The 18,658-nt window shown below is 63.6% G+C and carries 18 protein-coding genes; 9 read left to right on the plus strand and 9 right to left on the minus strand.

Translation table 11 applies throughout. The features are described 5' to 3' along the window. The first annotated feature begins 1 nt into the window (after position 1). Positions 2–184 (plus strand): 50S ribosomal protein L32, encoded by a 183-nt coding sequence (gene rpmF / locus CO731_RS06625; protein WP_008834724.1) that lies wholly within the window; start codon positions 2–4, stop codon positions 182–184. Positions 185–352: 168 nt separating this feature from the next. Then, entirely contained in the window at positions 353–766 is a 414-nt protein-coding gene (locus CO731_RS06630; RefSeq protein ID WP_108606486.1) for a hypothetical protein, read from the plus strand. A gap of 32 nt (positions 767–798) precedes the next feature. On the opposite strand, the gene CO731_RS06635 is transcribed toward CO731_RS06630, so the two are convergent. Both CO731_RS06635 and phaR read right to left on the minus strand, forming a co-directional pair. Then, complete coding sequence (locus tag CO731_RS06635) at positions 799–1,227, minus strand: heme-binding protein (RefSeq protein WP_108606487.1); 429 nt, start codon at positions 1,225–1,227, stop codon at positions 799–801. A 322-nt stretch (positions 1,228–1,549) separates the two neighbouring features. Next, on the minus strand, positions 1,550–2,152 hold the full coding sequence (phaR, locus tag CO731_RS06640) for a polyhydroxyalkanoate synthesis repressor PhaR (RefSeq protein ID WP_108609671.1): 603 nt from the start codon (positions 2,150–2,152) through the stop codon (positions 1,550–1,552). A gap of 296 nt (positions 2,153–2,448) precedes the next feature. Here phaR and CO731_RS06645 point away from each other — a divergent pair, with 296 nt between their 5' ends. After that, entirely contained in the window at positions 2,449–3,633 is a 1,185-nt protein-coding gene (locus tag CO731_RS06645; RefSeq protein WP_108606488.1) for an acetyl-CoA C-acetyltransferase, read from the plus strand. A 97-nt stretch (positions 3,634–3,730) separates the two neighbouring features. Next, positions 3,731–4,453, plus strand: coding sequence for a beta-ketoacyl-ACP reductase (locus CO731_RS06650; protein ID WP_108606489.1), 723 nt, complete (start codon positions 3,731–3,733; stop codon positions 4,451–4,453). 70 nt (positions 4,454–4,523) lie between these two features. Here the strand turns inward: CO731_RS06650 and aqpZ are convergent, their stop codons facing one another. Continuing rightward, positions 4,524–5,213 (minus strand): aquaporin Z, encoded by a 690-nt coding sequence (gene aqpZ / locus CO731_RS06655; RefSeq protein ID WP_108606490.1) that lies wholly within the window; start codon positions 5,211–5,213, stop codon positions 4,524–4,526. A 742-nt stretch (positions 5,214–5,955) separates the two neighbouring features. Here aqpZ and CO731_RS06660 point away from each other — a divergent pair. The 4 genes from CO731_RS06660 (at position 5,956) to CO731_RS06675 (ending at position 11,038) form a co-directional block, all read left to right on the plus strand. Further along, entirely contained in the window at positions 5,956–9,222 is a 3,267-nt protein-coding gene (locus CO731_RS06660; RefSeq protein WP_108606491.1) for a helicase-related protein, read from the plus strand. Positions 9,223–9,227: 5 nt separating this feature from the next. Beyond that, entirely contained in the window at positions 9,228–9,611 is a 384-nt protein-coding gene (locus CO731_RS06665) for an RNA-binding S4 domain-containing protein (protein WP_108606492.1), read from the plus strand. A 147-nt stretch (positions 9,612–9,758) separates the two neighbouring features. Further along, complete coding sequence (gene fdxA / locus CO731_RS06670) at positions 9,759–10,097, plus strand: ferredoxin FdxA (RefSeq protein WP_055974648.1); 339 nt, start codon at positions 9,759–9,761, stop codon at positions 10,095–10,097. Positions 10,098–10,453: 356 nt separating this feature from the next. Then, a complete protein-coding gene (locus tag CO731_RS06675) occupies positions 10,454–11,038 on the plus strand; it encodes a CarD family transcriptional regulator (RefSeq protein WP_055974645.1) in 585 nt (194 codons plus the stop codon). 74 nt (positions 11,039–11,112) lie between these two features. On the opposite strand, the gene CO731_RS06680 is transcribed toward CO731_RS06675, so the two are convergent. The 3 genes from CO731_RS06680 to CO731_RS06690 form a co-directional block, all read right to left on the minus strand. After that, positions 11,113–11,886, minus strand: coding sequence for an amino acid ABC transporter ATP-binding protein (locus CO731_RS06680; protein ID WP_108606493.1), 774 nt, complete (start codon positions 11,884–11,886; stop codon positions 11,113–11,115). Further along, positions 11,883–12,563 (minus strand): amino acid ABC transporter permease, encoded by a 681-nt coding sequence (locus tag CO731_RS06685; protein WP_108606494.1) that lies wholly within the window; start codon positions 12,561–12,563, stop codon positions 11,883–11,885. Before CO731_RS06685 ends, CO731_RS06680 begins: the two co-directional genes overlap by 4 nt. 134 nt (positions 12,564–12,697) lie before the next feature. Continuing rightward, complete coding sequence (locus tag CO731_RS06690; RefSeq protein ID WP_108606495.1) at positions 12,698–13,471, minus strand: amino acid ABC transporter substrate-binding protein; 774 nt, start codon at positions 13,469–13,471, stop codon at positions 12,698–12,700. Between the two features lie 251 nt (positions 13,472–13,722). Between CO731_RS06690 and CO731_RS06695 the strand changes: the two genes are divergently transcribed. Then, complete coding sequence (locus CO731_RS06695) at positions 13,723–14,592, plus strand: RNA polymerase factor sigma-32 (protein WP_108606496.1); 870 nt, start codon at positions 13,723–13,725, stop codon at positions 14,590–14,592. Between the two features lie 4 nt (positions 14,593–14,596). Here CO731_RS06695 and CO731_RS06700 read toward each other — a convergent pair whose 3' ends face one another. The 3 genes from CO731_RS06700 to thiP all read right to left on the minus strand — a co-directional run bounded on the left by CO731_RS06700 (position 14,597) and on the right by thiP (position 18,597). Continuing rightward, complete coding sequence (locus CO731_RS06700; protein WP_108606497.1) at positions 14,597–16,036, minus strand: M48 family metalloprotease; 1,440 nt, start codon at positions 16,034–16,036, stop codon at positions 14,597–14,599. A gap of 222 nt (positions 16,037–16,258) precedes the next feature. Continuing rightward, complete coding sequence (thiQ, locus tag CO731_RS06705) at positions 16,259–16,984, minus strand: thiamine ABC transporter ATP-binding protein (RefSeq protein ID WP_108606498.1); 726 nt, start codon at positions 16,982–16,984, stop codon at positions 16,259–16,261. Next, the gene (gene thiP, locus CO731_RS06710; RefSeq protein WP_108606499.1) at positions 16,981–18,597 is read right to left on the minus strand and encodes a thiamine/thiamine pyrophosphate ABC transporter permease; all 1,617 of its coding nucleotides are present in this window, start codon (positions 18,595–18,597) and stop codon (positions 16,981–16,983) included. The genes thiQ and thiP overlap by 4 nt, the downstream gene beginning before the upstream one ends. Positions 18,598–18,658: the final 61 nt, after the last annotated feature.

Below are 18,658 nucleotides of genomic sequence, written 5' to 3' on the forward strand. Positions count from 1 at the left end.
CATGGCTGTTCCGAAACGAAAAACCTCCCCGTCCAAGCGCGGCATGCGCCGCTCGGCCGACGCGCTCAAGGCCCCGACCTATGTCGAGGACAAGAATTCCGGCGAGATGCGCCGTCCGCATCACATCGACCTGAAGACCGGCATGTATCGTGGTCGCCAGGTTCTGACGCCGAAGGAAAGCTGAGACAGCTTTTCCAAGGAAAGCTAACTAGCTTTTCCTTAGCACGCCTATCAAGAAAGGACCGGCTCAAGCCGGTCCTTTCTTTTTGCGTGTCCGGATGGTGCTGAAATCTCTTGACGCCAAGGCGGTCGGGGATTCTAGAAGGTGCCGGCGCAACGCGGAGACCGGTCCATGCTCGCGGGCATTCCCCTACTGATCATCCCCTTCATTCTCTACAATGCCGGCGTCGCTGGCCTGTTCGGCAGCGGCCCCGATGGCAACCCCTGGGCTACCGAGATTCTCACGCTGGGAATGATGTCGGGCGGCAGTTTCGCGCTCACTCTCGGCGACCTGCTGATCGTGGTGGCGCTGCTGCTTTTCTTCGTCGAGATCGTCAAGGCGACCCGCACGGGCAGCGCTTCGGTCGTCGATCACCTGCTCTCGACCTTCGTCTTCGTTGCGTTCCTGGTCGAGTTCCTGCTGGTGCGCGGCGCCACCAGCTCGGTCTTCTTCATATTGATGGTGATCGCGCTGCTCGACGTGCTGGCCGGCTTCTCGGTGTCGATCCGCTCGGCTAACCGGGACGTTACGTTCGGACGCGAGTAGGAGCGCGTCCCCCAAGGGAACGCGCTCGCCGTTCAGACCTTGGCGACAAAGCCGGCCGATTCGATGCCGGCCATAGCGGCCAGTTCGTCATTGTCCGACGTGTCGCCGGAGATGCCGACCGCGCCGAGCACGGCGCCATCCTTGTTGCGGATCAGCACGCCGCCCGGAACCGGCACGATCTTGCCGCCGGAAACCGCTGAAAGCCCCTGGAAGAAATGCGGCCGTTCGACCGCGGCAACGCCGAGTGCACGCGAGCTTGAGCCTACGGCGAGCGCGCCATAGGCCTTGCCCGAAGCGACTTCGGCGCGGATGAACGGAGAGCCGTCCTGGCGCTGGAAGGCGAGCAGGTGGCCGCCGGCGTCGAGCACGGCGATGCCGAGCGGCTTGAAGTTGCTCTTGCCGCCCAGTTCGAACGCGGTGGCGATGATGGCGTTGGCCTTGGCCAGCGTCAGTTCTGTCATGGTTGGTCCTCCGATTGATGGCCGCCTAGCAAACACGCTTGGGCGGCCGAGCAAAACCCTGCGTCAGGTTGAAAATCTCTCGCCCAAAGGGTAGGGACCCGCGCGCTGGCGATGCGATGCCAACGACATTCGCTGTGGATTTCAGAAGTCAGCTTGGAGATTTTGTCGGCCCTTGGCCAAGAGTGCCCTTGCCGGACCTGACTGGCTGCAGCAGTCCCGCTGGTCGCACCTTCACATCGGCCCGGTCTTCGCTATCGCTCCGGGCGCTCGACGCTCGGAAAGCCAAGCAATTGGCTTTCCGCCGCCTTTGGCCGACCGTGCCTCACCCCATCGAGTCGATCTTCCGCTGCATCGCAGCAAGCTGTTCCTTGAGTTCCTTCAACTCGTCCAGCTTTTCAGGCGCGTCTTTCCTGGCCGGTTCGGCGGGTGCTGTGCCAGTGCCGGGCGCCGGGAAGGGGGTGAACATGCGCATCGCGTTCTGGAACAGTTCCATGTTGCGGCGCGTCTGTTCCTCGAGCGCCTTCATCGGCGTCGCGCCCTTGATCATGTCGGTCGGCGCCTTGCCGAAGGCCGACTTCATCTGCTCGCGGAAACGCTCCTGCTCCTTGGAGAAGGCAAGCATCGACTGTTCGAGGAAGCTCGGCACCACCATCTGCATCTGGTCGCCGTAGAAGGAGATCAACTGCCGCAGGAACGGGATCGGCAGCATGTTCTGGCCGTCCTTGTTCTCCAGTTCGAAGATGATCTGCGTCAGCACCGGATGGGTGATGTCTTCGCCGGTCTTGGCATCCTGTACGGTGAATTCTTCACCTTTCTTGACCATCTCGGCCAAGTCTTCGAGCGTCACATAAGTACTCGTGCCGGTATTGTAGAGCCGACGGTTGGCGTATTTCTTGATGACGATCGGCGTGTCTTTAGCAGGCATCAGCATCCTCCCCCGGAAGACCGGTATGCCATGTAAGCAGCCGGTAACATTTCGCCGGAAAGCAGGATAAGCGCAAAGCAACCGCAAATCCAAGCGGTTTGTGCACTGCAAGAAGGCAAGGCGGGTCAACGCCGGCAAAAAAATGCTGCGCAGCATTTGCTGCAGTGCGGCCGCAGCATAGGCATTCCAGCGATTTTCCGGTTTGACTCGGGTCCTGGAACGGGCAAGAAAAGTCATGAGCGCCAACGTCCTCGACGCGCAACAAACCATTCGTCTCACGAAGTCTGGAGAGAAACATGTCCGCCTCGTCCTCCATCGTCGTCGCCAGCGCCGCCCGCACGCCGGTAGGCTCGTTCAACGGCGCCTTCGCCAACACGCCGGCACACGAACTGGGCGCCATCGCCGTCAGGGAAGTACTGGCCCGCGCCGGTGTCGATCCCAAGGAAGTCGACGAGGTCATCCTTGGCCAGATCCTCGCCGCTGGCGCCGGCCAGAACCCGGCCCGCCAGGCCGCGATGGCCGCGGGCGTGCCGCAGGAAGCGACAGCCTGGGGTCTCAATCAGCTTTGCGGCTCGGGCCTGCGCACCATCGCCATCGGCATGCAGCAGATCGCCACGGGCGACGCCAAGATCATCGTCGCCGGCGGCCAGGAATCGATGTCCATGGCGCCGCACTGCCAGCATCTGCGCGGCGGGGTGAAGATGGGCGACTTCAAGATGATCGACACGATGATCAAGGATGGCCTGACCGACGCCTTCTACGGCTACCACATGGGCAACACCGCCGAGAACGTTGCCCGCCAGTGGCAGTTGACGCGCGACGAGCAGGATCAGTTCGCCGTCGCCTCGCAGAACAAGGCCGAAGCGGCCCAGAAGGCCGGGCGTTTTGCCGACGAGATCGTCCCCGTCACCATCAAGGGCAAGAAGGGCGACACCATCGTCGACCAGGACGAATATATCCGCCATGGCGCGACGCTCGATTCACTGGCCAAGCTGCGGCCAGCCTTCGACAAGGAAGGCACCGTCACAGCCGGAAACGCTTCCGGAATCAATGACGGGGCTGCGGCGGTCGTGTTGATGACCGAAGCCGAAGCCGTGCGCCGCGGCCTCACCCCGCTGGTCCGCATCGTCTCCTGGGCAACCGCCGGCGTCGATCCGCAGATCATGGGCACCGGCCCGATCCCGGCATCGCGCAAGGCGCTCGAAAAGGCCGGCTGGTCGGTCGGCGACCTCGACCTCGTCGAGGCCAACGAGGCGTTCGCGGCGCAGGCCTGCGCGGTCAACAAGGACATGGGCTGGGATCCGGCGATCGTCAACGTCAATGGCGGCGCCATCGCCATCGGCCATCCGGTTGGCGCTTCCGGTGCCCGCGTCTTCAATACGCTGGTCTACGAGATGCGGCGACGCAGCGCCAAGAAGGGTCTCGCGACCCTGTGCATCGGCGGCGGCATGGGCGTCGCGATGTGTGTCGAGGCGATGTAACTCGGAAACAAGAAAAGGGCGGCCAATGTGCCGCCCTTTTTGCCTCTAAAGGTCTGTCGCGAAGGCAGGCCATAAAGCAGCAGAAAAGGGGAAGCGCATGAGCAAGGTTGCACTCGTCACTGGCGGAACCCGCGGCATTGGCGCCGCGATTTCGGTCGCGCTGAAGAACGCAGGCTACAAGGTCGCCGCCAACTATGCCGGCAACGACGAGGCTGCGCAGAAGTTCAAGGCCGAGACGGGCATCCCGGTCTACAAATGGTCGGTTGCCGACTACGATGCCTGCGAGGCCGGCATCAAGCAGGTCGAGGCCGACCTCGGCCCGGTCTCGGTGCTGGTCAACAACGCCGGCATCACGCGCGACTCGATGTTCCACAAGATGACGCGCGAGCAGTGGAAAGAGGTCATCGACACCAACCTGAACGGCGCCTTCAACATGACCCATCCGCTGTGGAGTGGTATGCGCGACCGCAAGTTCGGCCGCGTCATCACCATTTCCTCAATCAACGGCCAGAAGGGCCAGGCCGGACAGGCCAACTACTCGGCGTCGAAGGCCGGCGACATCGGCTTCACCAAGGCGCTGGCCCAAGAAGGGGCACGCGCGGGCATCACCGTCAACGTCATCTGTCCGGGCTACATCGCCACCGAAATGGTGATGGCGGTGCCGGAAAAGGTCCGCGAATCGATCATCGCCCAGATCCCGGTCGGCCGGCTTGGCGAACCGGGAGAGATTGCTCGCTGCGTGGTGTTCCTGGCCTCCGAAGAGTCAGGCTTCGTTACCGGCGCGACCCTTTCGGCCAATGGCGGGCAATATTTCGTCTGATAACAGGCAATCATCTCCATAAAGAAAACGGCGCCGCAAGGCGCCGTTTCCGTTTGGTGCGGTGGTTCGGCTACTTGTCGCCGAACAGCGACTTGTGGGCGATGCCGGCAAGCGCTGCCCCGACGATCGGGGCGACCCAGAACAGCCAGAGCTGTTGCAGGGCGACACCGCCGACGAACAGCGCCGGGCCGGTAGAGCGCGCAGGGTTGACCGAAGTGTTGGTCACCGGAATCGAGATCAGGTGGATGAGCGTCAAGGCGAGGCCGATGGCGATCGGCGCAAAGCCGGCCGGAACGCGTTCGCTGGTCGAGCCGAGGATGATCATCAGGAACATGAAGGTCAGCACGACCTCGATGATCAGCGCCGAGGACAGGCCAAATTTGCCCGGCGAGGCGTCGCCATAGCCGTTGGTGGCAAAGCCGCCGATACCGGCGAAATCGGCCTTGCCGCTGACGATGAGGTACAGCACCGTGGAAGCGGCGACCGCGCCGATCAACTGGGCGATGACGTAGGGGACCAGATCCTTGGCCTCGAAACGCCCGGCCATCATCAGGCCGACGGAGACGGCGGGATTGAAGTGCCCGCCGGAAATGCCGCCGACCGCATAGGCCATGGTCAGCACCGTAAGGCCGAACGCCAACGCAACGCCGGAAAAACCGATACCCAGTTCGGGGAACGCAGCGGCAAGGACAGCGCTGCCGCAGCCGCCGAAGACGAGCCAGAATGTGCCGAGAAACTCGGCGAATAGACGTTTGGACATGATATTCCCTCCAATATCGTGCGCCTGCGTGGTGCGCCGCATTTTCCGGAGGCCCCGCCTGGGCATCCCCCGCCGCGCAGACTTAACGTCGCAATGGAGACATGCTCCGATCCCGGGCACAACGGGTGTTGTTCCCTTAACGTAATGCAATCACAGGTATTTTTGCTGAAGCACGGGTGTGCCGCCATGGCACGCAAAAGTTAATGCGGCGATCGAGCCGCTGTGGACAGCGCGGTGCATAGGCTGTGGATAATAGGTGGAGAAGCCGGCCTGATACTACATCTAGTGGTGAACAAATCGGGAAAATTGCCCGAACAGTGATTCGTCGCCTGTTCGTTCCGCATTTGGTTCAAATCTTAACTAAATGCCGCGGACGGCGGCTCCGACCGTTAACCCGCCGGTAGGAAACGTCAACAAATTCATTATTTTGCACGCGGTTGACGCGCAGGTTTCTTCGCTTGGCCGGCAAAGGTTAACGGCGGGCGTGTAGAAGCACGAAACGGGCCACTTTAGAGATTCTGCATGTGGTGCAGCTTGCAAGGGTATCATCTATATGTTGGGGTGAACAAAACCTGAATCAGTCGGAGTCAGTGATTCGTCGCTGATTCGTTCCAGACTCGTTCCAACTCTTAAATCTGGAACATTCCGCTTTCGCTTCGGCTTGCAAATCCCTATGTGTCCACTCGTCGCGACAGGCGGCGCAACGCCGGGCTGTCCCCGGCGCCGAGGGCGGTTCTCTAGTATGAATGTTCACTCCAGGCCGAACGACCCGCTGATCCTGTCAGGCCGCGATGTGACCGCGGTGCTGGGGCCCACCAATACCGGCAAGACCCATCTCGCCATCGAGCGCATGGTCGCGCACGAAAGCGGCATCATCGGCCTGCCGCTCAGGCTGCTCGCACGCGAAGTCTATGGGCGACTTTGCGAAAAGGTCGGGGCCCACAAGGTGGCGCTGGTCACCGGCGAAGAGAAGATCCTGCCGGCCGGCGCCAGATATTCGGTCTGCACCGTCGAGGCGATGCCGCGCCAGACGGATGCCGCCTTCGTCGCCATCGACGAGGTCCAGCTTGCCGGCGACCTCGAGCGCGGCCACATCTTCACCGACCGCATCCTGCATCTGCGCGGCAAGCAAGAGACGCTGCTGCTCGGCGCCGCCACCATGCACGGCATCCTGCAGAAGCTGTTGAAGGGCGTGTCGGTGGTCACCCGTCCGCGGCTGTCGCATCTTGCCTATGCCGGTTCCAAGAAGCTGACGCGGCTGCCGCGCCGTTCGGCCATCGTCGCCTTCTCCGCCGACGAGGTTTACGGCATCGCCGAGCTGATCCGCCGCCAGCAGGGCGGTGCGGCGGTGGTGCTCGGCGCACTCAGCCCGCGCACCCGCAATGCCCAGGTCGAGCTCTACCAGTCCGGCGACGTCGACTACCTGATCGCCACCGATGCCATCGGCATGGGCCTCAATCTCGACGTCGACCATGTCGCCTTTGCCCAGAACAGGAAGTTCGACGGCTACCAGTATCGCCAGTTGACCGCAGCAGAGCTTGGCCAGATCGCCGGACGTGCCGGCCGTCACCTGCGCGACGGCACCTTCGGCGTCACCGGCCAGGTCGACCCGTTCGAGGAGGACCTCATCGAAAAGATCGAGGGCCACGACTTCGAGCCGGTCAAGGTGCTGCAGTGGCGCACCGCTAACTTCGATTTCACCAGCCTCGACACGCTCAAGCGCTCGATCGACACGGTGGCACCCGTCGAGGGCCTGACGCGCGCGCTGCCCGCTGTCGACGCGCAGGCGCTCGAACATCTCTCGCGCGACGAAAACATCCGATCGCTCGCCACCAACCACGAGCGAGTCGCCCTTTTGTGGGAAACCTGCGCGCTGCCCGACTATCGCAGGATCGCGCCGGCGCAACACGCCGACCTGATCGCCTCGATGTATGACGACCTCGCCCGGCGCGGCCATGTCGACGAAACCTACATGGCCGAGCAGGTGCGTCGCGCCGATTCCACCGAAGGCGACATCGACACGCTTTCGCACCGGATCGCACAGATCCGGACCTGGACATTTGTCTCAAACCGCCCCGGCTGGCTTGCCGATCCGGCACACTGGCAAGAAAAAACGCGCGACATCGAAGACAGATTGTCGGATGCGCTGCATGAGCGGTTGACGAAACGCTTTGTAGACCGCAGGACTTCCGTCCTCATGCGCCGCCTTAGAGAAAACACTATGCTTGAAGCCGAAATCAGCCCGTCCGGAACCGTCCTCGTCGAGGGCCACCATGTCGGCGAACTGCAAGGGTTCCGTTTCACCGCCGACCAGAGCGCGGGCGGAGAAGACGCCAAGGCGGTGCGCACGGCGGCCCAGAAGGCGCTTGCAACCGAATTCGACACACGCGCCGAACGGTTCGCGGCGTCGCCCAATGGCGACATCGCGCTCGGCTCCGATGGTGTGCTGCGCTGGATCGGCGCGCCCATCGGCACGTTGGTCGAAGGCGAGGATGCGCTCAAGCCGCGCATCGTCCTTTTGGCCGACGAGCAACTGACCGGCCCGTCACGCGACAAGGTCGCAGCGCGCGCCGAACGCTTCGTCAATTTCCAGATCGAGTCGCTGCTCAAGCCGCTGGTCGATCTCAAAGCCGCCGAGCAGCTGTCCGGCATCGGTCGTGGCATCGCTTTCCAGCTGGTCGAGAATTTCGGCCTGATCAATCGCCGCGACATCGCCGAGGACGTGAAGTCGCTCGACCAGGAAGGCCGTGCAGCGCTTCGTCGCCTCGGCGTGCGCTTCGGCGCCTATCACGTCTTTGTCCCGGCCTTGATCAAGCCGGCGCCTGCCGGCTTGGTGACGCTGCTGTGGGCGCTCAAGAATGACGGCAAGGACAAGCCGGGCTTCGGCGATGTTGTCCATGCGCTCGCCGCTGGCCGCACCTCGGTGGTCATCGACCCGGCCTTCGACAAGACGTTCTACAAGCTCGCCGGCTTCCGAAATCTCGGCCGCCGCGCCGTGCGTGTCGACATCCTCGAGCGTCTCGCCGACCTCATCCGCCCCGCACTCGCCTGGAAGCAGGGCACCGGCGCCCGTCCGGAAGGCGCTTATGACGGCAGCTCGTTCATCGTCACGCCGCAGATGATGTCGATCCTCGGCGCCACCGGCGACGATATGGAAGAGATCCTCAAGGGCCTTGGCTATCGCGCCGAGCCCAAGCCGGCCGCCGAGGTCAAGGGAAAGCTCGAAACGATCGACACCGCGGCACGTGAAGCAGTGGCCAAGGCGCAGGCAGACAGGGCCGCAGCCGCAGAGGCTGTGGCCAAAAGCGACGAAGTCTCCGCCGAACCCTTCATCGAGACGGCCGAAACCACTGAGCAAGCGGCTTCCGACGGCGCCGAACAGGCGCCCGAGAGCGAGCGGGCCGAACAGGTGCCCGAGGTGGCTATCGAGCAAGTCGAAGCCATTGCTGAACCTGCGGCCGAGGTTGCCGTTGAGCCGGTGGTCGAAGCCGAGCCTGAAGCAGCGTCCGAGCCGGAAGTGGTAACTGCCGCTGCTGACGCTGTTGCCGAAGCGCCTCCGGTGGAAGCCGCCGCCGCAGACGCCTCCGAAATCGCGGAAGAGCCCAAGCCCATCCTTCTGTGGCGCCAGGGCCGCTTCGAGCAGCGTCCGCGCCATCGCCAGGACAACCGCCCGCGCGGCGGCCAGCGCGAGCCGCGTGCAGCCGGTGCGCCCGCAGCCCGGCAGGGCGAGGGCAACCGCAACGGTGGGCGCGAGGGTGGCGAAGGCCGCGATGGCGGTCGTCCGCGCTTCGATCGCAAGCCCGGCGGCAAGCCGCAGGGCGAGGGCGGACGTCCGGATAACCGTGGCCGTGGCGAGCGCCCGCAGGGCGAAAAGCATGGCGGCGACCGCAGCGGCTTCAAGGGCAAGCCCGCGTTCCAGCCGAAGCCGCGCGAAGAGCGTCCGGTGCGCATCGATCCCGATTCGCCCTTTGCCAAGCTCGCCGCGCTGCGCGACCAGCTCAAGAAGTAGCAGCCTTGGCCGGCGAGGGAAGACAGCGCATCGACAAGTGGCTGTTCTTCTCGCGCGCGGTCAAATCGCGTTCGCTTGGCGCCAAGCTGGCGCAATCAGGCGGCGTCAGGTGCAACGGCCAGAAGCTTGGCCAGGCCTCCGACATGGTCAAGTCGGGCGATGTGCTGACGATCACGCTCGACCGACGCATCCTGGTCTATAAGGTTCTGCTTCCTGGCGAGCGGCGCGGGCCCGCCGAAGAGGCGCGCAAGCTCTATGAGGACATTTCGCCGGTTCCGACACCGAAGGACCAGGCGCCGCCCGATGCCCGGCCGCCATTGCGCGAGGCCGGAAGCGGACGTCCGACCAAGAAGGAACGGCGAGCCACAGACCGGCTGCGCAGCGAGTAACGCAAAGCCGTTGAAGGCTCTGCCGTCAAGATGAGAATTGCGTTCCGCCAAGCGGCTTCTGCGCGGAATGGCCGCCCTTGCAAGACCCCTTCAAAGGGGATACCTCACCGAAAGATACGAAATACGGGAAGTCCCGGAGCCTGCCTCATGACCTACGTCGTCACCGACAATTGCATCAAGTGCAAGTACACCGACTGCGTCGAGGTGTGTCCGGTCGACTGTTTCTATGAAGGCGAGAACATGCTCGTCATCCATCCCGACGAGTGCATCGACTGCGGCGTCTGCGAGCCCGAGTGCCCGGCGGATGCGATCAAGCCCGACACCGAGCCGGGGCTCGACAAATGGCTCAAGATCAACACCGAATACGCTAGCAAGTGGCCGAACCTGACCGTCAAGAAGGACGAACTGCCCGAAGCCAAGGAATTCGACGGCGTCGAAGGCAAGTTCGAACAGTATTTCTCCGAGGCGCCCGGCGAAGGCAACTGAAAGCCACCATACTAGCTCATTGCATCAAGGCTTTGCGCGTCGCCGGTTGCTCTTGACGCCGTGCGCTCTTCGCGCATGCAGCAAAACCTTGATTCTTCCGACTTTTTGTGTTAGAGCTAGATCAACATGCCGATGACACAACGTCGATCTATGGCGCGAAGCCTAAATCACTGAAAGGTGACAGCCCCAATTCGGACCAGAGTGATCTGGCCCGGAGGCCGCTGCTTTAGCGGTTTACCGGTCCAAGCTCTTCCCGGTTGGGGGTCGATTGTCGTGCGGCACAAGGTCGCGTTAGCCGACCATCCTCGTTCAGCCGGCCTCGGCGGGCCGGTGTTACAAGAAGGAGTTCAGGGCGTATGGCAACTTCCATCCCGCAGAAGAAATCCGCAGCGCGTCACGGTTTCAAGACCGGCGAGTACATTGTCTACCCGGCGCATGGCGTCGGCCAGATCGTATCCATCGACGAGCAGGAAGTGGCGGGACACAAGCTTGAGCTGTTTGTGATCGATTTCCAGAAGGACAAGATGCGCCTGAAGGTGCCGGTCGCCAAGGCGACCTCGATCGGTATGCGCAAGCTGTCCGAGACCGACTATGTCGAACGTGCTCTGAAGGTCGTGCAGGGCCGTGCCCGCGTCAAGCGCACCATGTGGTCGCGCCGGGCCCAGGAATACGATGCGAAGATCAATTCGGGCGACCTGATCTCGATCTCGGAAGTCGTGCGCGATCTCTACCGTGCCGACAACCAGCCGGAGCAGTCGTATTCTGAGCGCCAGCTCTATGAAGCCGCGCTCGACCGCATGGCGCGCGAACTGGCAGCCGTCAATCGCCTGTCGGAGACCGAAGCCGTTCGCCTGATCGAGGCCAACCTCAACAAGGGTCCGAAGCGTGGCGCCAAGGCCGACAACGAGGAAGCCGACGCCGAGCAGGAAGAAGCAGCCTGATCTGGCATGCTTCTATAGATTACGAAAAACCCGGCCAATGGCCGGGTTTTTTGTTTCAGGCAGGTGTGGCGACGTCAGCCTTCGCCACCCTTGCCGTGGTCGTGCTGATGCGTGATCGTCGCGATGAAGCGCTTGGTACGCTGATGCGTCGGATTGCCGAACACCTCGCTCGCAGGACCCTTCTCGACGACCGTTCCTGCTTCGAGGAACACCACCTCGTGGGCGATCTTCGAGGCCAGGCGCAGGTCGTGGGTCGCGATCACCATGGTCGTACCCTCGCGCGCCAGCTGGCCGAGCACGTCGACCACCTCCTGGGCGAGTTCCGGGTCCAGTGCCGACGTCGGTTCGTCGCACAGCAGCACCTTCGGTGACGGCGCCAGTGCCCGGGCTATTGCCACGCGCTGCTGCTGGCCGCCGGACAGCGTTGCCGGCCAGGCATCGATTTTGTGCGCCATGCCGACCTTTTCGAGCAGGGCCAAAGCGCGTTCGCGGGCCTTGGCCTCCGGCCATCTCAACACGGTCACCAGCCCTTCCATCACGTTCTCGATCGCGGTGCGATGCGGGAACAGCTGGAAGTTCTGGAACACCATGCCGGTCTGGCGGCGCAGTTGCTGGATCGCTCTGGTCGGCACCCTGACATCCGGGCGAAACTCGAGCGTGTCGTCGCCGATGCGTACCGTGCCGGAGGTCGGGATCTCCAGCAGGTTGATGCAGCGCAGAAGCGTGCTCTTGCCGCCGCCGGACGGGCCGACGAGGGCGGTGACGCTGCCTTCCCGAATCTCGACCGAGACGCCCTTGAGCACGGTATTGTCGCCGAAGCTCTTGACGATGTTGGAAAGCCCGATCATGTCCGCGCCTCCAGGAAGCCGCCATAACGGTTGAGCCGCTTCTCCAGCCTGACCTGCAGGGCCGACAGCACCGAACTCATGGCGAGATAGAGCAGGGCTGCCTCGACATAGAGGATCAGCGGCTCGTAGGTGGTGGCGACGATGCGCTGTGCTGCCTGGAACATCTCCGGTACGGTGATGGCGGCTGCCAGCGAGGTGTCCTTGACCAGCGAGATGAAGGTATTGGACAGCGGCGGCACCGCTACGCGCGCCGCCTGCGGCAGGATGGTCCGGCGCATCGCCTGCGACCATGTCATGCCGATCGAATAGGCCGCTTCCCATTGTCCCTTGGCGACCGAACTGATGGCGGCGCGGATGATCTCGGAGGAGTAGGCGCCGACATTGAGCGTGAAACCGATCAGCGCGGCCGGGAAGGCGTCGAGCACGACGCCGATGCTCGGCAGGCCGTAGAAGATCAGGAACAGCTGCACCAGAAGCGGCGTACCGCGGATGATCCAGACATAGAAGCGCACGATCGCCGATAGCCAGGCCGGCCCGAACAGCCGGGCAAGCGCTGCGCCCAGCCCAACCGCCAGGCCGAAAGCGAAAGAGAGAAGCGTCAGCGGTGCGGTGAAAACGAGCGCGGCCCACAACAGGGGGCCGAGCGATTCCAGCATCAATTGCAGCCAGTGTGGCAAGATGAATGCTCCCTCCCCACAACAAACGAGCCCGGAAAATCGCAGATTTTCCGGGCAAGTTCATGGGAAAAATGAGAGGTGGAAAAATCAATGCCCATCGGCTGCCGGCTAGTGCAGCCCGATGGGCAATGCGGTTACTGCGAGACGTCCGTGCCGAAGTAGGTCTCGGAGATCTTCTTGTAGGTGCCGTCGGCCTTGATCTCGGCCAGCGCCTTGTTGATCGCCTCGACCAGCTCCGGTTCGCCCTTGCGCACGATGACGCCGGAGGAGTCGGCCTTTTCTTCTTCGGCGACGATCTTCACGTCTGCGTCGGGCTTGTGCTTCTTGAAGTCGTAGAAGGACAGGGAGTCGTTGATGGTGGCGTCGGCGCGGCCGTTGAGCACCAGCTGGATCGACTGGTCGAAGCCGTCGGTGCCGACGAGTTCGGCGCCATTGGCTTCGGCAATCTTGCCGAAATTGCTGGTCAGCGACTGGGCCGACTTCTTGCCCTTGAGATCGGCGAAGCCCTTGATGTCCTCGTTCTTGCCGCTGACGATGAGAACGGCCTTGGACGTGATGTAGGGCTCGGAGAAGTCGTACTTGGCCTGGCGCGCCTCGGTGATGCCGACCTGGTTGATGACGGCGTCGTAGCGCTTGGCGTCGATGCCGGCGATCAGGCCGTCCCACTTGCCTTCGAGGAATTCGGCCTTGACGCCGAGGCGCTTGGCGATCTCGCGGCCAATCTCGACGTCGAAGCCGACCAGGGCGCCCGAGGCGTCATGGTAGGTGAAAGGCGCATAGGTGCCTTCGGTGCCGATCTTGAACACGCCGGCAGCCTTGATCTCATTGAGGTTCTCGCCTGCGTGGCTTGCGCCAACGGCTACAATCTGGAGCGTTGCGGCAACGGCCAGCGATTTCAACCAGTTCATTTCATGCGATCCCGATTTTGGGCCGGCAACGAGGGCCGGCGAAGTTGTGATTGGGTGCAATCTCGCAGATGCCGGCGGTCAAGATAAGGAATGAAATTTCAATTATGCATCGTTGTTGGAATCTGAATCTACGCACATGCGCTGTGCCCGGCCCTTGTGGAACATTGTCCGGCATCTTGCGTTAATAGCCTTGCGGGGCAGCGTCCGCATTCACGGTGCGCCCGGCTTGCTCACGCAACAAGGGGCGAAGCATGTATATGGACCGGGCAGGCCTTGCTGGCGAACAGATGATGCTGCGGGCCGCGTCGCGCGCGCCCTATCTGGAACGTGGCGAAGAGCTGGAACTGGCGATCCGCTGGAAAGAACAGCACGACCAGGACGCGCTGAACCGCATTACCACCGCCCATATGCGCCTCGTCATCGCCATGGCGGTCAAGTTCCGGCGCTATGGACTGCCGATTGGCGATCTCATCCAGGAAGGCCATGTCGGACTGCTCGAGGCTGCCGCGCGCTTCGACCCGCAGCGGGAAGTGCGCTTTTCGACCTATGCCAGCTGGTGGATACGGGCTTCCATGCAGGACTACATCCTGCGCAACTGGTCGATCGTCAGGGGCGGCACGAGTTCGGCCCAGAAATCGCTGTTCTTCAACCTGCGCCGCATGCGCGCGCGCCTTGCACAGGGTGGCGGTCCGCTCGGCAACAGTTCGGCGTATCAGGAAATATCCTTGGCGCTCGGGGTGTCAGAAGCGGACGTCGCCATGATGGACATGCGCCTGTCGGTGCCTGACACCTCGCTCAACGCGCCGCTAAGCGACGATGGCGATGCCGGCGAGCGCATGGATCTTTTGGTCTCCGACGATCCATTGCCGGATGAACTCGTCGGCGATGCGATCGACATCGAACGGCGGTCGGGCTGGCTGCACGACGCACTCGGCGTGCTCAACGCGCGCGAACTGCAGATCATCGAGGAGCGCCGGCTGAGCGAGGAGGGTGCGACGCTGGAAGAGCTGGGCACTACGCTTGGCATCTCCAAGGAGCGGGTTCGACAGATCGAAACCCGTGCCATGGAAAAGCTGAAGTCGGCCCTGGTGCGGCAGAACTCGGCATTCCTGGCCGCGTAGCTGACTACCTGTCGGTGACGACCTTGACCTTGTCGCCGGCCGAAACGGTGGCTCCGGGGGCGAGCGCGTTCAACACCCGAAACAGATCGAGCTTGCGGTCGACGCCGACCATGCTGGCGGCGAGCGACCCCATGTTCTGGCCCGGCTGCACGGTGACGACGCGGATGCGCAGCGGCTTGAGCGCAGCCTTTTCCGCAGCCGTCATGACCTGGAAGCTGGAACTCACCGAGCGGGCGACCGCGTCGAGATTGGGACTGGCGGTCGGAGCCGCCGTCAGCAGGCGGTAGACCTGTGCGCCGGCGCGGATCACCATGATGTCGAATTGCCAGCCTTCGGCGCTGGCGCGGGCAAACGCCGCCTCGTTGCCGTTGATCGTTTCCGAGCGGACGCTTGCCGGATCGAGCCCGGCGACCCAGCCGCTCTTGACGTAGTCGGGCAGCAACAGCTTGCTGTCGATGGTCACGCCGTCGAAGCGGATGGCCATGTTGCCCGGCCCCGTCGCGGTGACGGCAGCGGCGGTGTTGTCGATGATGAAGCCCTGCGGCACCGAGAACGAGATGCCGAGCTTGGGATGCAGGAAGGTAGTTCCACGTACATAGCCCTCGTCGGGCGTGTCGCCGAACAGCAGCCCGTCGATGCCGGCGAGGAAGGAATCGCGGTCGCGCTTGCCGATGCCCGGAGCGCCGAACTGGCGGGCATGGCGCTGGGCCAGGTCGATGCGCTGTGGCGCATTGGGATGGCTGGCCAGGAAGTCGAGGCTGGCGTCGGTTGCGCCGCTGACGGCGCGCAGGTCGCTATAGGCGGCCATCGACTGCAGGAAGCGACCCGCGGCGAACGGATCGTAGCCGGACTGGCCGCTCATCTTGATGCCGATGCCGTCGGCCTCGAGCTCCTGGTTGCGCGAGAACTGGGCAAGCCTCAGCTTGCCACGGATCAGTGCTGCCTTGGCTGTCGGGCTTTCACCCAGCACGTCGGTGACGACCTTGGTCGCCAGCACTTCCTCGGCTTCCTTCTGCTGGCGTTGGATACCGTGGTTGGCGGTGACGTGGCCCATCTCGTGCGAGATGACGGCGGCCAGTTCGGCCGAATCGTTGGCCAGCGCGAGAAGTCCGCGGGTCACGTAGAGATAGCCGCCCGGCAGCGCGAAGGCGTTGACGTTCGGCGAGTTGAGGATGGTGATGCGATAAGTCTGGTTCGGGTTGCCCGAAACCGTGGTCAGGCTGCCGACGACCTTGGCGACCATGCGCTCCAGCTTGGGGTCGGAGTATTCGCCGCCATAAGTGGCCAGGATGCGCGGGTGCTGGGCCTTAGCGATCTCGGCCAGCTTGTCGTTGCGCGAGACGTTGTCGACCGTCACCGGATTGTTGGACGGCTGGAATCCGGATTCGCGAACGTCCGACGAGTTGAGCACCTGGCAACCGGCGACAAGCGCCGACAGCGCCACGGCGACGGCAAGTCGCGCGCAGCGTGTCGTTATCGTCCTGGTCAGTCCGTCGCGGCAGATGGGCAGAGCTCGTCCTTTCAAATTCAACACATGCGGGCGAAGCAGGCCCGCATGGTGTGGACGTAGCCACACTCGCCTTGCCGACACAATAAGGCCGCCGCTGCGAACATGGCGATTTGGCTGTAAATTATGTCCGCTTCCGGGCAACTTGGCGTGATCGTGTCACTGCCGTTCATTGCCGATATAGTGTCTGAAGGCTTCAGGTCCAGAACTTGTAAAGAAATCCGCAGTCTTTCCTGCTGCGGCAACCCGCCCAGCCTCGACGAAAACCATGTTTTCGGCGAGTTTTCGCGCATCTTCGGGTTGGTGTGTCACGAAAAGCACGGTCATGCTGCGTTCTGCTTGGACGCTTGCCAAAAGGTTCAGCATGTCGTCGCGCAAGGCTGGTCCAAGCGAGGCAAAGGGTTCATCCAGCAGGAGAATCGGGCGGTCGCGCACAAGAACGCGTGCCAAGGCCACACGCTGGCGCTCGCCGCCAGAGAGTTCGCGCGGCAGGCGGTGCTCCATGCCAGCCAGCCCGACGCGCGCAAGGGCGCTGGCTACATCCTGCTTGTCCGTCGCGCCCAGGCGCAAGGCTGGCGAGCGCCCGAGCCCGACATTGCTGGCGACATCGAGATGGGCGAAGAGGTTGTTTTCCTGAAACACCATCGACACCGGCCGGTCGGCAGGAGGCGCCGAGGTCACATCCGTTTCGCCGATCAGCACGCGGCCTTCGCGGGGCGTCTCGAAGCCGGCAACGAGATTGAGCAGGGTCGACTTGCCGGCCCCGCTCGGTCCCATGATGGCGGTGATCTCGCCGGGCGCGAAAGTCACGTCGAAACGCACCATGGTGTCGGCATAGCTGAACACCACCTGGTCGAAGCGCACGGCCGCACTGGTCGCGGTCATCTGGAAGTCTCCTTGCCGAGGCGGTCGGCCAACATCATCAAAGCCAGGCACAACAGTCCGAGCATCAGTGCCAGGCCCGCCGCGTCGTCGGTGCGATAGCTGCCCATGCGGGCGAGCAGTAGATAGGGCAGCGTCTGCACGGCGTCGCTGCCGAAGAGGGCGATGACACCAAGGTCGCCAAGTGACAGCGCCATGGCAAAGGCGAAGGCGGTGGCCAGCGGGCGCCTGAGTACCGGCCAGTCGATCAGCCGCAACCGGCTCCAGCCGGAAATGCCAAGCTGGGCACAAAGCCGCTCGTGGCGCTCGCTCCCCGCATCGTAAGCGGGCCGAATGGCGCGAACCGCAAAGGGCATCGCCATGACGGCATTGACGGTGACCACCATGACTGGCGCCAGCGCAAACACGTCGACCGACTGCCGCACCAGCACGAACCAGCCGGCGCCGATGACGATCGGCGGCACCACCAGCACGAAGCCGGCGCCGGTGTCGGTGAACCGTTCGAGGAGTGTTTTTTTGTCACCCTGCCGGCTGCCGGCCAGCGCTCGGCGCGCCATGACCAGCGCCAGCGCGATCATTGCCGCGAGCGTCGCCGATATTGTGGCCAGCACGATGCTGGTCAGCGTCGCGCGCTGGACGGAAGCCTCACCGGCAAGCCGGCCGAGATCAGCCTTGAGCCCGGAGGCGACGGTCGCCAGCATCGGCCCACCGACGAAGACGAGGGCAAGAAGGATGGCTGCGACGTTGAATGCGGTCTCGCCGGCCTTCGCCTGGATGAAGCTACGTCGTGCCACTGGCAGGTTGGCGTCGCCTGTCGTGTTGGCGCCGAGCCGCATCAGCGCCAGGACCACGACGGCAGTCAGTGCGATTTGCAGCACGGTGAGGGCGACCGCCCGGGCAGGGTCGAAATCGAAGCGCAGCGCCTGGTAGATCGCCACTTCCAGCGTCGTTGCAGCCGGGCCGCCGCCAAGCGTCAGGACGATGGTGAAGGAGGTGATGCAGAGCATGAACACCAGTCCGGCGATGCCGGGCAGGGCTGCGCGCATTGCCGGCCATTCAATGAACCGGAAGCTCGCCCGCGCGCCCATGCCCAGTTGGCTCGCCAGTCGCCACTGGTCGGTCGGCACGGTCTGCAGCGCCTCGAGCATCAGCCGCGTCGCCAGCGGCAGGTTGAAGAAGACATGGGCGACCAGAATGCCGGACAGGCCGTAGATGCCGGGCCATGTGCCACCGGTCAGCGCCGTCAGCGGTTCAGCGAAATAGCCGGCGCGGCCATAGAGCGAGAGGATACCGAGGGCTGCGACGATTGCCGGCAAGGCGAGAGGAACGGCAAACAGGCGCAGGATCAGCCCGCGGCCGGGGAACTGCGGGTGCCGCGACAGGGCGCGGGCGACGAAGATCGCCGGCACCACCGATAGCAGCGTCGACAGGAGCGCCTGCCACAGCGTGAAGCGCGCGACGCGGAAGAGATAACCGTCGAAAGCCGCTGCGGCTCCTTGCGGGTTACGCGCGGCCTCGATGCCAAGCCCGGCAAACGCGCCGCCGATCAGGATGCCGATGGCCGTCAGCGCGACGATGCCTGTGGCTATGCGGGGGTCGGAGGTGCGAATGCCCATGCCGACCTAGAAGCAGTTGGAGCGGGGCAGGTGTCGAACGGCCACGTTCTGCTCTACGTCG

Origin of the sequence: Aminobacter sp. MSH1, from assembly GCF_003071665.1 — a bacterium.
Taxonomy (GTDB): domain Bacteria; phylum Pseudomonadota; class Alphaproteobacteria; order Rhizobiales; family Rhizobiaceae; genus Aminobacter; species Aminobacter niigataensis.

What these genes read in the sequence shown, in the direction of transcription:
- rpmF (WP_008834724.1), top strand. Translation starts at nt 2, where the DNA reads ATGGCTGTTCCGAAACGAAAAACCTCCCCGTCCAAGCGCGGCATGCGC.
- CO731_RS06630 (WP_108606486.1), top strand. Translation starts at nt 353, where the DNA reads ATGCTCGCGGGCATTCCCCTACTGATCATCCCCTTCATTCTCTACAAT.
- CO731_RS06635 (WP_108606487.1), bottom strand. Translation starts at nt 1,227, where the DNA reads ATGACAGAACTGACGCTGGCCAAGGCCAACGCCATCATCGCCACCGCG.
- phaR (WP_108609671.1), bottom strand. Translation starts at nt 2,152, where the DNA reads ATGCCTGCTAAAGACACGCCGATCGTCATCAAGAAATACGCCAACCGT.
- CO731_RS06645 (WP_108606488.1), top strand. Translation starts at nt 2,449, where the DNA reads ATGTCCGCCTCGTCCTCCATCGTCGTCGCCAGCGCCGCCCGCACGCCG.
- CO731_RS06650 (WP_108606489.1), top strand. Translation starts at nt 3,731, where the DNA reads ATGAGCAAGGTTGCACTCGTCACTGGCGGAACCCGCGGCATTGGCGCC.
- aqpZ (WP_108606490.1), bottom strand. Translation starts at nt 5,213, where the DNA reads ATGTCCAAACGTCTATTCGCCGAGTTTCTCGGCACATTCTGGCTCGTC.
- CO731_RS06660 (WP_108606491.1), top strand. Translation starts at nt 5,956, where the DNA reads ATGAATGTTCACTCCAGGCCGAACGACCCGCTGATCCTGTCAGGCCGC.
- fdxA (WP_055974648.1), top strand. Translation starts at nt 9,759, where the DNA reads ATGACCTACGTCGTCACCGACAATTGCATCAAGTGCAAGTACACCGAC.
- CO731_RS06675 (WP_055974645.1), top strand. Translation starts at nt 10,454, where the DNA reads ATGGCAACTTCCATCCCGCAGAAGAAATCCGCAGCGCGTCACGGTTTC.
- CO731_RS06680 (WP_108606493.1), bottom strand. Translation starts at nt 11,886, where the DNA reads ATGATCGGGCTTTCCAACATCGTCAAGAGCTTCGGCGACAATACCGTG.
- CO731_RS06690 (WP_108606495.1), bottom strand. Translation starts at nt 13,471, where the DNA reads ATGAACTGGTTGAAATCGCTGGCCGTTGCCGCAACGCTCCAGATTGTA.
- CO731_RS06695 (WP_108606496.1), top strand. Translation starts at nt 13,723, where the DNA reads ATGTATATGGACCGGGCAGGCCTTGCTGGCGAACAGATGATGCTGCGG.
- thiQ (WP_108606498.1), bottom strand. Translation starts at nt 16,984, where the DNA reads ATGACCGCGACCAGTGCGGCCGTGCGCTTCGACCAGGTGGTGTTCAGC.
- thiP (WP_108606499.1), bottom strand. Translation starts at nt 18,597, where the DNA reads ATGGGCATTCGCACCTCCGACCCCCGCATAGCCACAGGCATCGTCGCG.